The sequence below is a fragment of the Aeromonas sp. MaB10011B genome (assembly GCF_017939325.1).
GTDB lineage: Bacteria > Pseudomonadota > Gammaproteobacteria > Enterobacterales > Aeromonadaceae > Aeromonas > Aeromonas caviae.
On sequence record NZ_JAGKRK010000004.1, the window covers coordinates 102,633 to 118,938 of the forward strand.

Below are 16,306 nucleotides of genomic sequence, written 5' to 3' on the forward strand. Positions count from 1 at the left end.
TGGCTGCCGTTTTTTTATGGTCTGTTTTCGCCGGTTCACCCCGCCCGGCACGGCTTGAACAGATCCAGCTTGCCGTCATAGACCTGGGTCTGCACGTCCATGATACCGAGCATGGAGTGGAACAGGTTGTCGTGGGAGAAGCGCTTGCTGGCTGCCTCCTGTTGCAGGCAATCCAGATTGAGCTGACGGTCTGCCTGCAACTGGGGAGAGAACCAGGTCAGGAGCGGCACCCGGGTCTGATCGTCCGGTGCGAACTTGTAGGGGGTGCCGTGCAGATAGAGCCCCATGGCACCGAGGGATTCACCGTGATCCGACAGATAGACCAGCCCCACGTTGTACTGGCTCTCCAGGCTCTTGAGCTTGTCGATGAGCTGGGCCAGCACCTTGTCGGTGTAGCGGATGGTGTTGTCATAGGTGTTCACCAGCTCTTCGTTGCTGCAGTTCTCGATGTCGCTGCGCGGGCAGTCCGGCAGGAAGACGCGATCGGCGGCCGGGTAGCGGCGATAGTAGGTCGGACCGTGGCTGCCCATCAGGTGGAAGGCCACCAGCTTGCTGCCCTGCTTGCCCTGCATGTCGGCGATCTGCTGATCCAGCCCCTGCAACAGCACCTCGTCATGACAGGCATTGCCGGAGCAGTATGCGGGGAATGCCTTGGGCTCAATCTCGATGGTGGGGACGTTTTTGCACACCCCCTTGCAGCCGCCGTCGTTCTCCTTCCAGAGCACCGAGATCCCGGCATGTTGCAGCACGTCCAGCAAGCCATCCTGGGACTGGGCCCTGGCCTCGTCATAGCCGCGCCGGGTCATGTTCGAGAACATGCAGGGCACGGAGAGCGCAGTGGCGGTGCCGCAGGAGCGCACGTTCCTGAACGAGACCACATTGGCCTCCTTCTCGGTGAAGCCGTTGGTCTCCTTCTTGTAGCCGTTGAGGGAGTAGTTCTGGCTGCGGGCCGTCTCCCCCACCACCAGGAACATCAGGGTCGGCTTCTCATGCTGGCCGATCACCCTGGCATCGGTGCCGATCTGCTGGTAGGGAATGGGAGTGGCGAAGACCACATCCCGGGCGTACTTGTAGAGCCCGTGCACATAGTTGGCGGGCACTATCTCCTTGCCGAGGGACTTGTTGTTGCGCCCGACCGAGGCGTAATCCTGGTAATAGAGGGCGGCAGCCCCCATCAGAAACAGCAAGGAGAGGGCGATGGAACCGAGGCGCAGACCCAGCCCCTTGTACCAGGGACGGGGATACTCAATCTTCACCCACAGCAGGACCAGCACCGGCAGCAGGCCGGTCAGCAGGAACCAGAGCACCACGGAGCCGTTGAGGTAGGAGCCCGCCTCCCCGCTGTTGGTCTCGATGATGTTCTGCATCATGCCCATGTCGAAGATCACCCCGTACTTGAGCATGGCGTAGCTGACCAGGGAGCCGGTCAGGATGAGCAAGGCGAAAAAAGGCTTGAGCAGATAACGGAAGGTAAAGGGCAGGAACACCGCGTTGAGGGCCGCCACCAGTACCAGGGGAATGGAGAGGACAAACCCCGCCTTGACGTGTTCAAGGGCGCTGAGAATGCGATAAAAGTGCAGGAAAATGGGCCAGTTGAAGACCAGTGCAAACAGCAGCACCAGCAACAGATTGACCTTCATCACTCCCAGAGTGAGACGCATAGAGAGACTCCGACAAACCAGTGGAACTAACAACCTGCCAGCAGGCTTCGTGGTGACCATCCCGACACTCGGCCCTGAAAAACAGGACAAGAGCCAGGGAGGTCCAGATACGGGGTCATCCTAGGACGGCAAACTTAAGCGAACATTAAGAGAGGAAATCGAACCACAAGGAGGAGGTGCGCGGTCTGGCACATAAAAAAACGGCAGCCCGGGCTGCCGTTTTTGCGAAGGTGAACAAGGTGTCGCACCTGTGTGTTCGCGAACCTGAACAGGGTCGCGAGAGGCAATTACAGGGTCGCGGCAATCTCGTCGGAGCCGGGGAAGAGGACCGTTGTGGTCACCCTCCCCTTGCCCTGGGGGATCACAGCGCTCCCGAGAGGCAATCACAGGGTCGCGGCAATCTCGTCGGAGCAGGGGGAGAGGACCGTTGTGGTCGCCCTCCCCTTGCCCTGGGGGATCACAGCGCTCCCGAGAGGCAATTACAGGGTCGCGGCGATCTCGTCGGAGATGGAGCCGTTGTGGTACACCTCCTGCACGTCGTCCAGATCTTCCAGCATGTCGATGAGGCGCATCAGCTTGGGCGCGGTCTCGGCATCCAGTTCCGCCTCGGTGGAGGGGATCATGGTCACTTCGGCGCTCTCGGGCTTGAAGCCGGCGGCTTCCAGACCGTCCAGCACGGTGCCGAAGTCGTTCGGAGTGGTGTAGACCTCGATGGTGCCATCTTCTTCGGTTACCACGTCGTCGGCACCGGCTTCCAGCGCGGCGTCCATCAGGGCGTCTTCATCGGCGCCCACGAAGGTCAGCACCCCCTTCTTGGTGAACAGATAGGCCACGGAGCCGTCGGTCCCCAGGTTGCCGCCGCACTTGCTGAAGGCGTGGCGCACTTCGGCCACGGTACGGTTGCGGTTGTCGGTCAGGCACTCCACCATGACGGCGGAACCGGCCGGGCCGTACCCTTCGTACACGATGGTCTCGAGCTGCTCGCCGTCACCGCCGCCGGCCCCACGGGCGATGGCGCGGTTGATGGTGTCGCGGGTCATGTTGCTGGTCAGGGCTGCCGCCACCGCCGCACGCAGGCGGGGGTTGTTGGCAGGATCGGCATCACCCAGACGCGCGGAGGTGGTGATTTCGCGGATCAGCTTGGTGAAGATCTTGCCGCGCTTGGCGTCTTGCGCCGCCTTGCGGTGTTTGATGTTGGCCCATTTACTGTGACCTGCCATAGGGACTCTCCGTTATAGTTGGAAATTTCAGTAACACTGGTTGCGCCCAGGGGGAAACGGGAAAGGCCGCATCGCTGCGGCCTTTGTTGCCGATAACGGCTTATTCGTCACCCTTGACGGTGGTCGCAATCGCCAGCTCGCCCAGTTGGGCCGGGTTGGCAAAGCTCGGGGCGTCCGTCATCAGACAGGCGGCCGCCGTGGTTTTCGGGAAGGCGATGACATCCCGGATGTTGTCGGTGCCGGTCAGCAGCATGCTGAGGCGGTCCAGACCGAAGGCCAGGCCAGCGTGGGGCGGGGTGCCGTATTTCAGGGCATCCAGCAGGAAGCCGAACTTCAGGCGCTGCTCGTCCGGGGTGATCCCCAGGATGTCGAACACGGTGGACTGCATCTCGCTGTTGTGGATACGCACAGAGCCGCCACCCACTTCGTAGCCGTTGATCACCATGTCGTAGGCGTTGGCGTAAGCGCCCACCGGGTTCGCTTTCAGCTCGGCCGGGCCCAGGTTGCTCGGGGCGGTGAAGGGGTGGTGCATGGCCGCCAGGCCGCCTTCGCCATCTTCCTCGAACATGGGGAAGTCGATGACCCAGAGCGGCTTCCAGACGTTCTCCACCAGGCCCAGATCGCGGCCCACCTTCAGGCGCAGGGCGCCCATGGCATCGCACACCACTTTCTTGGAGTCGGCGCCGAAGAAGATGATGTCGCCATCCATCGCGCCGGTGCGGGCCAGGATCTCGCGCACGATGGCGTCAGAGAGGAACTTGGCCACCGGGGACTGCACCCCTTCGAGGCCGCTCCCGGCTTCGTTGACCTTCATCCAGGCCAGGCCCTTGGCACCGTAGATGCCGACGAACTTGGTGTACTCGTCGATCTGCTTGCGAGACAGCTCCGCGCCGCCCGGTACCTTCAGGGCCGCCACACGGCCTTTCGGATCCTTGGCGGGGCCGGCGAACACGGCGAACTCCACCTCGGTCAAGAGATCTGCCACATCGACCAGCTCCATGGGCAGACGCAGGTCCGGCTTGTCGGAGCCGAAGCGGCGCATGGCTTCGTCGAAGGTCATGATGGGGAAGTCACCCAGGTCCACGTTCAGGATGTGCAGCCAGAGCTTGCGGATCATCTCTTCCATGATTTCACGCACCTGGGGCGCGGTCATGAAGGAGGTCTCCACGTCGATCTGGGTGAATTCCGGCTGGCGGTCGGCACGCAGGTCTTCGTCGCGGAAGCACTTGACGATCTGGTAGTAGCGATCGAAGCCGGACATCATCAGCAGCTGCTTGAACAGCTGGGGGGACTGCGGCAGGGCGTAGAACTTGCCCTTGTGCACACGGCTCGGCACCAGGTAGTCACGGGCCCCTTCCGGGGTCGCCTTGGTCAGCATCGGGGTCTCGATGTCGAGGAAGCCGTGCTCGTCCATGAAGCGGCGCACGAAGGCACTGGCCTTGGCACGGGTCTTCAGGTACTTGGCCATCTCGGGGCGACGCAGATCCAGGTAGCGGTACTTGAGGCTCACCTCTTCGCTGTTGACCTGGTTGAAGTCAAGGGGCAGCGGCTCGGCACGGTTGATGATGGTCAGCTCGTGGGCGAACACCTCGATGGCACCGGTGGCCATGTCGCTGTTGCGCTGGGAGTCGGGGCGGGTACGCACCACACCGGTCACCTGGATGCAGAACTCGCCGCGCAGCTCGGAGGCCAGGGCAAAGGCGTCCGGCTTGTCCGGATCGAAGAACACCTGCACGATGCCCTCGCGGTCGCGCATGTCGATAAAGATGAGGCCGCCGAGATCACGACGACGATGGACCCAACCGCACAATGTAATGGTCTGCCCGGCATGGGCCTCATTGACCTGTCCGCAATAGATAGAGCGCATGGACTTCTTCCTTCGAAATGGTAGAGAGACGGTTCATCCTGGGTCGCCGGGCACGACTGGCAAGCACCGTCTGTCTCACAGCTGGCCAGATCCTGCTTCTTGCCCGGTTTGAAATCTGTCTCGGGTCATCCGGCTCCCCGAGCCGGATTCTTGCCGCCGTCCCAGGCATGCCCCCGCTCCCGACCGGGATGACGAGTGGGCGCCGGGGTATCGGCTGGCGTCGTTGTCTGGCCACTGCCGGGCCGCGATCATCGTCACCCGGGGGCTCGGTCGCGCGCATTACGACAATGTGGCAAACAAAAGGGTTGGCATTATAGAGGAAAACCTCCATTTGGGTAAAATGGCCCGCAGCCCCCTTTACCCTGTTTTTTGTTGTTCTGGCGCAAAAAGGAGGGCAAAAGTGCGCCAACCTGCCGACAGGAACCATCATGAGCCTCTATTTGGGCCTGCCCCAGTGGTCACACCCGGCCTGGCCCGGCCAGTTGCTGGGGATGAATGCCAGGCCCGCCGAGCACCTCGCCGACTATGCCAGGGTGTTCAACTCCGTGGAGGGCAACACCACCTTCTACGCCTCGCCGACCCCGGAGACGGTGCAGCGCTGGGCCGATGCTGTCCCCGACCACTTTCGCTTCAGCTTCAAGTTTCCCAAGGAGATCAGCCACCAGAGCGATCTGGTGAGCGTGGACAAACAGGTGACGGCCTTCATCCGCCTGCTGGCCCCCTTGCATGACAAGCTGGGGCTGCTCAAGCTGCAACTGCCCGCCCGCTTCGGGCCAGAGGGGCTGGCCCGTCTGGATGCCTTCTTCGCGCGGCTGCCCCAGGATTTCACCTATGCCCTCGAGGTGCGCCACCCCGATTTCTTCGCCAAGGGGGAGGCGGAACGGGCCCTCAACCGGATGCTGATGGCGCGGGGCATCAATCGCATCATGCTCGACAGCCGCCCGCTCTTCTCGGTGCCCGCCACCACGGCCGCCATGATCGATGCCCAGGGCAAGAAACCCAGGTTGCCGGTCCATCTGCTGGCCACGGGGGGGGCCCCGGTGGTGCGCCTGATTGGTTTGCCTCAAATCGAGGACAATCACCCTTTTTTGCCACCATGGTTGCCACATTGGAAACAATGGCTCCAGGAGGGCAAGGATCTCTACCTCTTTGTTCACACCGCCGACAATGCCCGGGCCCCCGAACTCGCACGGCAGATCAGCCGCCTGCTCGGCCAGGAGATGGCCCCCTGGCCGGGAGAAAACGATCGCGCCCGCCAGGGGGTGCTGCCCTTTTGAGCGACCCCCTCCCCGCCCCTTCTCCATCCCCAAAAAAAGCCGCTTTTTTTGTGGTCCCACCGGGGTTGGCGTCAAGACAAACGCCCGCCTTTCCTCTACACTAGCGCCCCAAGTAAGGTCCCGGGCCTGGGTGCATGGCAATGCGTTGCCCACCCCAGCCCGGCACCCTGAGGGCCCGGACCATGGCCCGTTGCGAACAGGGGCAGCCCGAAGGATCCCGGAGCAAGCCACCCCGTTCGTCAACCGGTGACGACGCCATTTCGATGCCCGTCCACCCAAGATTCAATTGAATAAAACAGCCGCCCACCACACCGGCTGTCAGGTTGCGTCAGCATGCACGATCAGATTTTTGCCGCCCCTATCGCCCGTCTGGGAGACTTCTGCTTTGACGAGCAGGTCGTCGACGTCTTCCCCGACATGATCCAGCGCTCGGTGCCCGGTTACAGCAACATCATCTCCGCCATCGGCATGATGGCCGCCCGCTACGCCCAGCCCCAGAGCCGCCTCTACGATCTCGGCTGCTCCCTCGGCGCCGCGACCCAGGCCATGCGCCGCCACGTCACCCAGCCCGGTTGCCACATCACGGCGGTGGATCTCTCCCACCCCATGATCGAGCGGGCCCGCGCCCACCTCTCGGGCTTCAAGTCCGAGGTACCGGTGGATCTGGTGGAGGCGGACATCTGCGACATCCCCATCGAGAACGCCTCCGTGGTGGTGCTCAACTTCACCCTGCAGTTCGTCGCCCCCGAGAAGCGGGCCGCCCTCATCGCGCGCATCTTTGACGGCCTGCGCCCCGGCGGCATCCTCATCCTGAGCGAGAAGTTCCGCTTCGATGACGAGCAGGTCAACGAGCTGCTCATCGACTTGCACCTCGACTTCAAGCGGGCCAACGGCTACAGCGAGCTGGAAATCAGCCAGAAGCGCACCGCCCTTGAGAACGTGATGCGCACCGACACCCTGGCGGTCCATCAGGCGCGCCTGCGGGACGCCGGCTTCACCCACCTGGACCTCTGGTTCCAGTGCTTCAACTTCGGCTCCATGATTGCCATCAAAGCCAGCGACACCAACTAAGCCATGATCGATTTCGCCCATTTTTATCAACTGATCGCCAAGAACCGGTTGAGCCACTGGCTGCACACCCTGCCCGCCCAGCTGCACGCCTGGCAGCACGACAACCTGCACGGGGATCTGCCGCGCTGGAACCGCGCCCTCGCCAAGCTGCCCGTCGTGGACCCCGGCCGGATCGAGCTCAAAGAGCGGGTCGCCATCGGCGGCCCCGATAGCCTGGGAGAGGGTGAGCGCAAGAAGACCGAGAGCCTGTTGCGCCAGCTCATGCCCTGGCGCAAGGGCCCCTTCCATGTGCACGGCATCCACATCGACACCGAGTGGCGCTCCGACTGGAAGTGGGATCGGGTGCTGCCCCACATCAGCCCGCTCCAGGGCCGCTACGTGCTGGACGTGGGCTGCGGCAGCGGCTACCACCTCTGGCGCATGGTGGGGGAAGGGGCGAAACTGGCGGTCGGCATCGACCCGAGCCCGCTGTTCCTCTGCCAGTTCGAAGCCATTCGCCACTTCGCAGGCAACGACCAGCGCGCCCACCTGCTGCCCCTCGGTATCCAGGAGCTGCCGGCGCTGCGCGCCTTTGACACCGTCTTCTCCATGGGGGTGCTCTATCATCGCAAGTCCCCCATCGAGCACATCGAGCAGTTGCGCAACCAGCTCAAAGACGATGGGGAGCTGGTGCTCGAGACCCTGGTGGTGGACGGCGACGAAAACCAGGTGCTGATGCCTTCCGATCGCTACGGCAAGATGCGCAACGTCTGGTTCCTCCCCTCGAGCGCGGCCCTCACACGCTGGGTCGAGCGCTGCGGGTTCACCGAGGTGCGCATCGTCGACGAGAATATGACCAGCACCGACGAACAGCGTCGTACCGACTGGATGATTAACGAGTCCCTGAGTGACTATCTGGATCCACACAATCCTGCACTCACGGTCGAAGGATACCCGGCACCCAAACGTGCCGTACTGATCGCCAGAAAGGCCAAAGACTAGCCGATGGCGGCTGTGGAAGTTACACTGACCCAATTCCAGGAAGCACAGTTAAATGAATGACATGAAAAGCAAATTAAAAGGAATGACCCTGCTCTCCCTGCTCAGTCTCGGCGGGTGTGTCAGTATGGAAAAAGCCCCCCCGGCCCCGACCCTGACGCTGGCCGAGCTGCGCAACGAGATCTCGTTGAGCGAGCAACGTCTGCAAACATCCATGGAACAGCAACAGAAGCAGTATGTGCAGCAACAGCACCTGCTGGTTCAGCTCAACACCGATGTCACCAACATGAAAGAGTCCGTAAAGAAAGTCGACAGCAAGCTGGCTACCCTGCCTCCCGAGCCGCCCAAGGCCATGCCCATTCCCACCGAGAAGTGCCCGGCGCCGAGCCAGGGCCACACCATCGATGGCAAGCTGCTGGTGGGTGAAGCGGAGTGGATCTGGGTTGACGCCGCCAACGACGCCTTCCAGGCCCGGGTCGACACCGGCGCCACCACCTCCTCCATCAGCGCCCAGGAGATCACCATCTTCGAGCGCAACGGCAAGAACTGGGTGCGCTTCTTCCTGAGCCACCAGGAGATGGACGACAAGATCCAGATTGAAGCGCCCCTGGTGCGTCACGTGCGGGTCCGTCAGGCTTCCGCCGACGATCTCGACCGTCGCCCCGTGGTCCGCCTTGCCGTGCGCATCGGCGACATGACCGAGAAGGCCGAATTTACCCTGAAGGACCGCAGCGACATGACCTTCCCCGTGCTGCTGGGCCGTGAATTCCTCAAAGACATCGCCGTGGTCGACGTGGCCCGCGAATATATCCAACCCAAACCCAAGCTCAAGGATGTGAAATAATCCATGGTTTCCCGTAAGCCGTTCTATCTGCTGGTCGCCCTGCTCTACATCGTCGGCCTGGGGATGACCTTCTATCATCACATCGCGCTGGACGTCCCGCTCACGCCGGGTGAAAAGCGCCAGATCTGGTCCATCGAAGCCAAACTCGAGTTCGAGGCCACCGGCGAGCCGGTGATCGCCTCCCTGGCCATTCCGGGCACCCAGCCCGGCTTCACCCTGATGAACGAGAACGCCGCGAGCCCGGGCTATGGCCTGTCGTTCGTGGAAAAGGACGGGGATGCCCGCGCCGAGTGGTCCATCCGCACCGCCTCCGGCCGTCAGGAGCTCTACTACCGGGTCGACATGATGGCCGATGCCCATGCCAAGCCCGCCGCCAACCCGCAGCCGCCCGCCATCGAGAAGCAGATCGAGAGCGAGCCCTACGCCACGGCCATGAAGCAGATCCTGGAGCGCGCCCAGGAGCGCTCCGCCGACGGCTACACCCTGACCCGCGAGATCATCAAGGAGATCGAGAAGCAGGAACAGAACGCCGAGCTGCTCAAGTCCCACAAGAGCCGCGCCAATCTGATTGCCGAGCTGCTCAACAACGCGGACGTCCCGGCCCGGGTGGTTCACGCCCTCAGCCTGGAAGATGGCCGTCGCCGTCAGGAGCTGGTGGATTACCTGCAGGTCTTCAACAGCCCGACCGACTACAAGCTGTTCAACCCGCAAAGCGGTGAACAGGGTCAACCGGCCAACCTGCTGCTGTGGGAGTACAACTCCGGCGCCCTGCTGGACGTCACCGGCGGTCACAACTCCCGCGTCACCTTCTCGATGATCGAGCAGGAGCAACCGGTCAACGTGGCCCTGGCCCAGAAGTTCGAAAAATCCGAGATGATGAACTTCTCGATCCACAGCCTGCCCCTGGAAGAGCAAGCCCTGTTCAAGGGTCTGCTGCTCATCCCCATCGGCGTGCTGATGGTGGTGTTCCTGCGGGTCATCGTGGGGATCAAGACCTCCGGCACCTTCATGCCGGTGCTGATCGCGGTCGCCTTCATCCAGACCTCGCTGGTCACCGGCCTCATCGGCTTCCTGCTGATCGTCGGCACCGGCCTGGTGATCCGCTCCTACCTCTCGAGGCTGAACCTGCTGCTGGTCGCCCGAATATCGGCGATCATCATCATGGTGATCTCGATGATCGGCATCTTCTCGGCGTTCGCCTTCAAGCTGGGGCTGACCGACGGCATGAAGATCACCTTCTTCCCGATGATCATCCTCTCCTGGACCATCGAGCGCATGTCCATCCTGTGGGAAGAAGAGGGTCCCAAAGAGGTGTTCCGCCAGGGCGGCGGCTCCCTGCTGGTGGCGGTCATCGCCTACCTGGCCATGGACAACGAGCTCATTCGTCACCTCACCTTCAACTTCCTCGGCCTGCAGCTGGTGCTGATGGCGACCGTGCTGTTGATGGGTAACTACACCGGCTACAAGCTGAGCGAGCTCAAGCGCTTCAAGCCGCTGGTGGACGAGATGAAGTCTGGTGCCACCCCGGGTAAGGACAAGTAACAGATGTGGTTCTGGCAGAAATACACCAGTCCGTGGAGCCTGTCCCAGGCTGGCATCCTCGGCATGAACAAGCGCAACCACTCCTACATCAGCCGCTACAACCCGCGCCGCCTCTATCCGCTGGTGGATGACAAGCTCAAGACCAAGCGCATCGCGCTGGATGCGGGGGTGACGGTGCCTGAACTCATCGGCACCATCCGCGAGCAGCACGACGTGACTCGCATCACCGCGCTGGTGAAGGACTGGCCGGGCTTCTGCATCAAGCCGGCCCGCGGCTCCGGCGGCAAGGGGATCCTGGTGATCCTGCGCCAGGAGGACGGCCTCTTCTACAAGCCCAACGGCAGCGCCGCCAACGGCCAGGATCTGGAGCGCCATGTCTCCAACATCCTGGCGGGGCTCTATTCCCTCGGCGGCAAGCCCGACGTGGCGCTGGTGGAAGGCCTCATCAACTTCGATGACGTGTTCGACGGCTACTCCTTCGAAGGGGTCCCCGATGCCCGGGTGATCATCTTCAAGGGGTTCCCGGTGATGGCCATGATGCGCCTCTCGACCTCGGCTTCCGACGGCAAGGCGAACCTGCACCAGGGCGCCGTGGGGGTGGGGCTGTGCCTGCGCACCGGCCGCGCCCTGCGGGCGGTGCAGTTTGGCAACCCGCTGCGCCACCACCCGGACACCGGCCTGGATCTCTATGATCTGAAGGTGCCCCACTGGGACACCCTGCTCAACCTGGCGGCCTCCTGCTACGAGATGTCCGGTCTTGGCTACATCGGGACCGACATGGTGCTGGACAAGTTCCGCGGCCCCATGCTGCTGGAGCTCAACGCCCGTCCGGGCCTTGCCATCCAGATCGCCAACGGTCGCGGCCTGGTGCCCAACCTCAAGACCATCGAGAAGCTGGGTCAGGTCAAGATGAACGTGGAGCAGCGGGTCAACTTCGCCAAGGATCACTTCGGTATCTTCGACGAATAGTCCGCCCCCCTTCTGCAAAAACGCGCCCACCGGCGCGTTTTTTTATGGCCGTTCCTGCGCGCAGGGCGCCCCGCCCGAAGGCCGATCCCCGTCACATCCCATGGCGGCGCCCCTTCAATGGCGCGGCACAAGGGGATAAGCTCCTGACCAATGAGGGGTGGCCTGCCCATCGGAGCAGGCCACCCCATGTGCGTGAGGCAGTGCGCCTGCCAGGGGGCACCGATTTGTCGACGACAACGGGGCTTCTCGATGGTAAATTAATCAAATCAAATAGATAGCATCGATCGGGTTTCTCCTATGCAACGTTGGCCCAGCCTGAAGCAGCTCCAGTATCTGGTCGCTCTGGACGAGCACAAGAATTTCAACCGCGCCGCCAAGGCCTGCCATGTCAGCCAGTCGACCCTGAGTACCGGGATCCAGACCCTGGAGGACATGATGAACCTGCAACTGGTGGAGCGGGATCACAAAAGCTTCATCATGACGCCGGTCGGCATGGAAATCGTGGCGCGGGCGCGCAACCTGCTCTCCGATGCCCGGGACCTGATGGAGCTGGGGCAGCAGCAGGGGGGCGTCATGCACGGCACGGTGCGCCTGGGCTGCATCCCCACCATCGCCCCCTTCCTGCTGAGCAAGCTGCTGCAGGTGTGCGGTAAGGCCTATCCGGATCTGGAGCTGCTGCTGCGGGAAGACACCACCACCAATCTGCTCAAGCAGCTGGAGCAGGGGCAGCTCGATCTGCTGATCCTGGCGCTGCCGGTGGAGATCGGCGGCTTCCACAGCAAAACCGTCGGCCAGGATCCCTTCCACATGGTGATGCCCTCCCACATGGCTGCGGGCCTGCACATGCCGTTCGACTACAAGGAGCTGCCCAACCAGAGCATCTTCCTGCTGGAGCGGGAGCACTGCCTGACGGAGCACGCGGTGAGCGCCTGCCGGCTGCGGGACAAGAGCAAGATCAACCCCTTCGCCGCCACCAGTCTGCACACCCTGGTGCAGATGGTGGGGGCCGGTCTTGGCACCACCTTCCTGCCCCAGATGGCCATAGATGCGGGCATCCTCGACAACACGGACCTGGTGGCCATTCCCCTGCCCGGGGAGAAACCCTATCGGGAGATAGGCCTGGTGTGGCGCCCCAGCACCACCCGGGTACAGACCTTCTACAAGATTGCCGAGCTGCTGACGCCGCTCATTACCCCCAAACCGGCGGGGTGATCCAGTGGCTGCCCCCACAGGCGGCCACTCGTCAATGCCGTTGTCATTCAGGTTCCAGGCAGGATCATCGTCTATGATGAACCCCGTGCCCTATCAAGGAGTTGAGATGTTTCGCACCTTGCTGCTGCCCCTGCTGGCCCTGCTTCTCGCCGCCTGCTCCAGCACGCCGGAGCCTCCCCCTCCCGTGCGCCAGAGCGGCGCATTCGACAACTTCTATCAGCAGTGGCGCGGCGTGCCCTATCGCATGGGCGGTACCAGCCGCGCCGGTCTCGACTGCTCCGCCTTCACCCAGCTCGCCTACAGCCAGGTGCTGGGCTTCACCCTGCCCCGCACCACGGAATCCCAGGCGAGCCTCGGCCGCCCGGTGGACAGATACCGTCTCCAGCACGGGGACCTGGTCTTCTTCAAGACCGGCTGGCAGCAGTACCACGTCGGGGTCTACACCGGGGCAGGTGAGTTCATCCACGCCTCCACCAGCAAGGGCGTGATCCGCTCGCGCCTCGACAACGTCTACTGGAACAGCCGCTACTGGCAGGCCCGCAGGCTGGTCCAGTAGGTGCGACCCCCAACATGAAAAGGCCCCGAGGGGCCTTTTCATGTTGTTGCCGGGTCAGTGCTTGCGGTGCCAGCGGGGCGAGGTGGCACGCTCCCCCCAGGGGGTCATGCAGGGCAGCAGGGCCCCCTCGATGACGCCCTCATGGCTCGCCAGCGCCAGGGCAATCTTCTCGTGGAGCAGGCGCAGCAGGTTCTTCTCCTGGCCCGCCAGGGAGTGGCCTGCGGCGAAATACTCCTGCTGATGTTGCAGCGCCAGCTTCTGGGCAAACTCATAGGTATTGAAACTGTCCGGCATGTGCGCGATCACGTCATCCAGCCGAGCCAGCAGGCTATGCAATTCCCTGGTCATGTGCGGTTCTCCCTCCGAGTTGGTGACCCACAATTACCCCTTATTGGATATAAGGCCAATCCGGATGCCTCAAAAATGGGAGCCCGGACACAGTTCCGGACAACGCTGCCCACTGGCAGCCACCCTCTGCCCTCGCCCGGTTTACAAGTCGGCAACGAATCGCTAGATTTGGACCGACTAATCAGTCGGTCACTTTTCGTGCGGAGCATGCCATGGACACCACCGTCACCCCCGCCTCACCGGACAAGTTCTCCCTCCCCGAGCAGCTGCATCGGCTCAGGCAGGCCAGCCAGGCCACCCCCATGCCGGATCTGGCGTCCCGCCGCGCCAGACTTGATGCCCTCAAGCAGGGGCTGCTGCGCCACAAACAGGCACTGTGTCAGGCCCTGGCCCGGGACTACGGCCAGCGCAGCGACTACGACAGCCTGATCGCCGATGTGCTCCCCTGCGTCATGCAGATCAACTACACCCTGAAACGGCTCAAGGGGTGGATGAAACCGGAGTGCCGTCATTCCGGCCTGCTGCTGGCCCCCGCCAGGGTCGAGGTGCACTATCAGCCCCTCGGCGTGGTCGGCATCATGGTGCCCTGGAATTTCCCGGTGATGCTGAGCCTCGGGCCCCTCATCGGCGCCCTCGCCGCCGGCAACCGCGCCATGATCAAGCTCTCCGAGTTCACCCCTCACACCAACGCCGTGCTGCGCACCCTGCTCGATGAGGCCCTCGGCGGTGACGAGGTGGTGGTCATCGAGGGGGATGCGGGGATCGCGGCCGCCTTCAGCGCCCTCCCCTTCGACCATCTCATCTTCACCGGCTCCACGGCGGTGGGTCGGCTGGTGATGGCCGCGGCCGCCCCCCAGCTCACCCCCCTCACCCTGGAGCTCAGCGGCAAGAGCCCCTGTCTCATCGCCCCCGACATGCCCCTGGCCCTGGCGGTGGAGCGGATGATCTTCGGCAAGAGCCTCAACGCCGGCCAGATCTGCGTGGCCCCCGACTACGTGCTGCTGCCGAGGGGGCAGGAGCAGGCCTTTATCGAGGCCTATCAGGCCCATTTTAGCCGCCTCTACCCCCAGGGGCTCGAGAGCCCGGATTATGGCGCCATCATCAACCCCCCCCAGTACGAGCGGCTCATCGCCTGGCTGGAGGAGGCGAGGCAGGCCGGCGCCCAGATCCACTCCTGCGTCACGCCCGCCCGGGATGACGCCACCCGCAAACTGGTGCCCCACCTGCTGACCGAGGTGCCCGGCCACTGCCAGGTGATGCAGCAGGAGATCTTCGGCCCCCTGCTGCCCCTGGTGCCCTATGACGACATCGAGGAAGCCCTGGCCTATGTGGCGGCCCGGGCCCGCCCCCTGGCGCTCTATCTGATGAGCCTGGACGAGACGCTGCAGCGCCGCCTCATCCGGGAGACCCACGCCGGGGGCATGGCCATCAACGAGAGTCTGTTCCAGGTGGCGGCGGACGATGCCCCCTTCGGCGGCATCGGTCCCTCCGGCATGGGCCACTATCACGGCCGCGAGGGGTTTCTCACCTTCTCCAAGGCGAAAACCGTGCTGCGTCGCGGGCGCTTCAGCACAGGCTCCCTCATTCATCCCCCCTATCGGCGCTGGTACCAGCGGCTGATGATGGCCCTGTTCCTGCGTTAGGAGGCGAGATGCGAGAAACCATGACCGACAAACGCCGCCAGATTCTGGATGCCGCCCTGGCCCTGTGCGCAGAGGATGGCCTGCAGGGCGCCGCCACCGCCCGCATCGCCAAGGCGGCCGGGGTGGCCAATGGCACCCTGTTTCATCACTTTCCCAGCAAGGAGGTGCTGATCCAGAGCCTCTACCAGGACATCAAGCTGCGCCTTGGCGCCGCCATCACCGAGGCCGATGCCGCCCTGCCGCTCCAGGCGCAGGCCCGCCACTACTGGCACCAGGCCATGGGCTGGATGCAGGCCCACCCCCGTGAGCTCAGGTTCGTGCTGGGCTTTTTCCACTCCCCCCTGCTGGCCCGCTCCCTGCGCAGCCAGATCCTGGCTGAGACCCTGCATTTTCTGCCGAGCCTGCTCGCCCGGGGCCAGGCCAGCGGCGAGCTGATGTCGGCCCCGCCGCCCCTGATGCTGGAGGTGTGCCAGGGCCAGTTTCTGGCCTGCGCCTCCCTCTTTGTCGATCAGCCTGAACTGGGAGAAGACCCCCACTGGCAGGAGAGCGCCTTCACCCTCTTCTGGTCCGCCATCAGCGGAGGTTCTCATGCGCCCTGACGCCCTGCTTGCCACCGGCAGGCGCCTCTGGATTGGCAGCCTGCTCTGGATCATCGGCCGCACCCTGTGCCGCGCCGCCCGGGTCGACGAGGCGGTGCGCCGCGAGCTTGCCCCCCTGCCGGATGGCCTCACCATCAGGCTGGAGGTAAACGGCATGACCCGGGGGCTGAGTCTCTACAAGTTCGCGGGGCGCTGGCACTGCGGTGAGGAGGCTGGCAGGGCGCATTCGACCTGTGCCCATGACGGCCCCCACCCCCTGCGGGTGCGCTTCAAGCACCCCGCCGTCGCCTTTCGCGCCCTCAGTTTTCGCCTCGGCATCAACCAGGCCTTTTGCGAAAACCGGCTGCTGGTGGAGGGGGATCTCGACGCGGCCATGCACCTGGTGCGAGCGCTTGAGCAGTTGCAGAGCCTGATCCTGCCCGCCTTCATCGCGCGGCCCCTGCTTCGCCACTACCCGGACCCGCATCGCAAGCTCGCGCGGGCCTGCCACATCTATCTGGGTCTTCTGACCGGTTGAAC

Annotated in this window: 15 protein-coding genes; 11 read left to right on the top strand and 4 right to left on the bottom strand. The window is 63.6% G+C overall.

Features of this window, described 5'->3' with window-relative positions; translation table 11 throughout:
• Nucleotides 1–35: 35 nt before the first annotated feature.
• The 3 genes from J9893_RS02325 to aspS form a co-directional block, all read right to left on the bottom strand.
• Nucleotides 36–1,661 carry a phosphoethanolamine--lipid A transferase gene (locus tag J9893_RS02325; RefSeq protein ID WP_041212708.1) on the bottom strand — a complete coding sequence of 542 codons (1,626 nt, stop codon included), beginning with the start codon at nucleotides 1,659–1,661 and terminating at the stop codon, nucleotides 36–38.
• A 479-nt stretch (nucleotides 1,662–2,140) separates the two neighbouring features.
• Nucleotides 2,141–2,881: a YebC/PmpR family DNA-binding transcriptional regulator gene (locus J9893_RS02330; protein WP_010674094.1), complete on the bottom strand. Its 741-nt coding sequence runs from the start codon at nucleotides 2,879–2,881 to the stop codon at nucleotides 2,141–2,143.
• Between the two features lie 100 nt (nucleotides 2,882–2,981).
• Nucleotides 2,982–4,748, bottom strand: a complete 1,767-nt coding sequence (gene aspS / locus J9893_RS02335; RefSeq protein WP_045525291.1) for an aspartate--tRNA ligase — start codon at nucleotides 4,746–4,748, stop codon at nucleotides 2,982–2,984.
• 428 nt (nucleotides 4,749–5,176) lie between these two features.
• Here aspS and J9893_RS02340 point away from each other — a divergent pair, with 428 nt between their 5' ends.
• From J9893_RS02340 to J9893_RS02375, 8 genes are all read left to right on the top strand, one after another.
• On the top strand, nucleotides 5,177–6,025 hold the full coding sequence (locus J9893_RS02340; RefSeq protein WP_109112019.1) for a DUF72 domain-containing protein: 849 nt from the start codon (nucleotides 5,177–5,179) through the stop codon (nucleotides 6,023–6,025).
• A gap of 333 nt (nucleotides 6,026–6,358) precedes the next feature.
• On the top strand, nucleotides 6,359–7,096 hold the full coding sequence (cmoA, locus tag J9893_RS02345; protein WP_167824878.1) for a carboxy-S-adenosyl-L-methionine synthase CmoA: 738 nt from the start codon (nucleotides 6,359–6,361) through the stop codon (nucleotides 7,094–7,096).
• 3 nt (nucleotides 7,097–7,099) lie between these two features.
• Complete coding sequence (gene cmoB, locus J9893_RS02350; RefSeq protein ID WP_210600175.1) at nucleotides 7,100–8,077, top strand: tRNA 5-methoxyuridine(34)/uridine 5-oxyacetic acid(34) synthase CmoB; 978 nt, start codon at nucleotides 7,100–7,102, stop codon at nucleotides 8,075–8,077.
• Between the two features lie 82 nt (nucleotides 8,078–8,159).
• Nucleotides 8,160–8,918 (top strand): ATP-dependent zinc protease, encoded by a 759-nt coding sequence (locus J9893_RS02355; protein WP_210600207.1) that lies wholly within the window; start codon nucleotides 8,160–8,162, stop codon nucleotides 8,916–8,918.
• A gap of 3 nt (nucleotides 8,919–8,921) precedes the next feature.
• Nucleotides 8,922–10,460, top strand: a complete 1,539-nt coding sequence (locus tag J9893_RS02360; protein WP_010674088.1) for an inactive transglutaminase family protein — start codon at nucleotides 8,922–8,924, stop codon at nucleotides 10,458–10,460.
• A gap of 3 nt (nucleotides 10,461–10,463) precedes the next feature.
• Complete coding sequence (locus tag J9893_RS02365; protein ID WP_010674087.1) at nucleotides 10,464–11,429, top strand: alpha-L-glutamate ligase-like protein; 966 nt, start codon at nucleotides 10,464–10,466, stop codon at nucleotides 11,427–11,429.
• Nucleotides 11,430–11,726: 297 nt separating this feature from the next.
• Nucleotides 11,727–12,641 carry a hydrogen peroxide-inducible genes activator gene (locus J9893_RS02370; RefSeq protein WP_010674086.1) on the top strand — a complete coding sequence of 305 codons (915 nt, stop codon included), beginning with the start codon at nucleotides 11,727–11,729 and terminating at the stop codon, nucleotides 12,639–12,641.
• Nucleotides 12,642–12,747: 106 nt separating this feature from the next.
• Nucleotides 12,748–13,197: an NlpC/P60 family protein gene (locus J9893_RS02375; RefSeq protein WP_029314241.1), complete on the top strand. Its 450-nt coding sequence runs from the start codon at nucleotides 12,748–12,750 to the stop codon at nucleotides 13,195–13,197.
• A gap of 54 nt (nucleotides 13,198–13,251) precedes the next feature.
• On the opposite strand, the gene J9893_RS02380 is transcribed toward J9893_RS02375, so the two are convergent.
• Nucleotides 13,252–13,545 (bottom strand): hypothetical protein, encoded by a 294-nt coding sequence (locus tag J9893_RS02380; protein WP_210600174.1) that lies wholly within the window; start codon nucleotides 13,543–13,545, stop codon nucleotides 13,252–13,254.
• Between the two features lie 212 nt (nucleotides 13,546–13,757).
• On the opposite strand from J9893_RS02380, the gene J9893_RS02385 reads away from it, so the two are divergent.
• The 3 genes from J9893_RS02385 to J9893_RS02395 are packed head-to-tail and all read left to right on the top strand — an operon-like array spanning nucleotide 13,758 to nucleotide 16,304.
• A complete protein-coding gene (locus J9893_RS02385) occupies nucleotides 13,758–15,188 on the top strand; it encodes a coniferyl aldehyde dehydrogenase (RefSeq protein ID WP_210600173.1) in 1,431 nt (476 codons plus the stop codon).
• 8 nt (nucleotides 15,189–15,196) lie between these two features.
• Nucleotides 15,197–15,787: a TetR/AcrR family transcriptional regulator gene (locus J9893_RS02390; protein ID WP_210600172.1), complete on the top strand. Its 591-nt coding sequence runs from the start codon at nucleotides 15,197–15,199 to the stop codon at nucleotides 15,785–15,787.
• Nucleotides 15,777–16,304 carry a hypothetical protein gene (locus J9893_RS02395; protein WP_041212703.1) on the top strand — a complete coding sequence of 176 codons (528 nt, stop codon included), beginning with the start codon at nucleotides 15,777–15,779 and terminating at the stop codon, nucleotides 16,302–16,304. The genes J9893_RS02390 and J9893_RS02395 overlap by 11 nt, the downstream gene beginning before the upstream one ends.
• The last annotated feature ends 2 nt before the right edge of the window (nucleotides 16,305–16,306 follow it).

Coding starts and splice junctions, on each gene's coding strand:
- J9893_RS02370 (WP_010674086.1), top strand. CDS start 11,727: ATGCAACGTTGGCCCAGCCTGAAGCAGCTCCAGTATCTGGTCGCTCTG.
- J9893_RS02325 (WP_041212708.1), bottom strand. CDS start 1,661: ATGCGTCTCACTCTGGGAGTGATGAAGGTCAATCTGTTGCTGGTGCTG.
- J9893_RS02395 (WP_041212703.1), top strand. CDS start 15,777: ATGCGCCCTGACGCCCTGCTTGCCACCGGCAGGCGCCTCTGGATTGGC.
- J9893_RS02385 (WP_210600173.1), top strand. CDS start 13,758: ATGGACACCACCGTCACCCCCGCCTCACCGGACAAGTTCTCCCTCCCC.
- J9893_RS02330 (WP_010674094.1), bottom strand. CDS start 2,881: ATGGCAGGTCACAGTAAATGGGCCAACATCAAACACCGCAAGGCGGCG.
- J9893_RS02390 (WP_210600172.1), top strand. CDS start 15,197: ATGCGAGAAACCATGACCGACAAACGCCGCCAGATTCTGGATGCCGCC.
- J9893_RS02355 (WP_210600207.1), top strand. CDS start 8,160: ATGACCCTGCTCTCCCTGCTCAGTCTCGGCGGGTGTGTCAGTATGGAA.
- cmoA (WP_167824878.1), top strand. CDS start 6,359: ATGCACGATCAGATTTTTGCCGCCCCTATCGCCCGTCTGGGAGACTTC.
- J9893_RS02380 (WP_210600174.1), bottom strand. CDS start 13,545: ATGACCAGGGAATTGCATAGCCTGCTGGCTCGGCTGGATGACGTGATC.
- J9893_RS02360 (WP_010674088.1), top strand. CDS start 8,922: ATGGTTTCCCGTAAGCCGTTCTATCTGCTGGTCGCCCTGCTCTACATC.
- J9893_RS02340 (WP_109112019.1), top strand. CDS start 5,177: ATGAGCCTCTATTTGGGCCTGCCCCAGTGGTCACACCCGGCCTGGCCC.
- J9893_RS02365 (WP_010674087.1), top strand. CDS start 10,464: ATGTGGTTCTGGCAGAAATACACCAGTCCGTGGAGCCTGTCCCAGGCT.
- cmoB (WP_210600175.1), top strand. CDS start 7,100: ATGATCGATTTCGCCCATTTTTATCAACTGATCGCCAAGAACCGGTTG.
- J9893_RS02375 (WP_029314241.1), top strand. CDS start 12,748: ATGTTTCGCACCTTGCTGCTGCCCCTGCTGGCCCTGCTTCTCGCCGCC.
- aspS (WP_045525291.1), bottom strand. CDS start 4,748: ATGCGCTCTATCTATTGCGGACAGGTCAATGAGGCCCATGCCGGGCAG.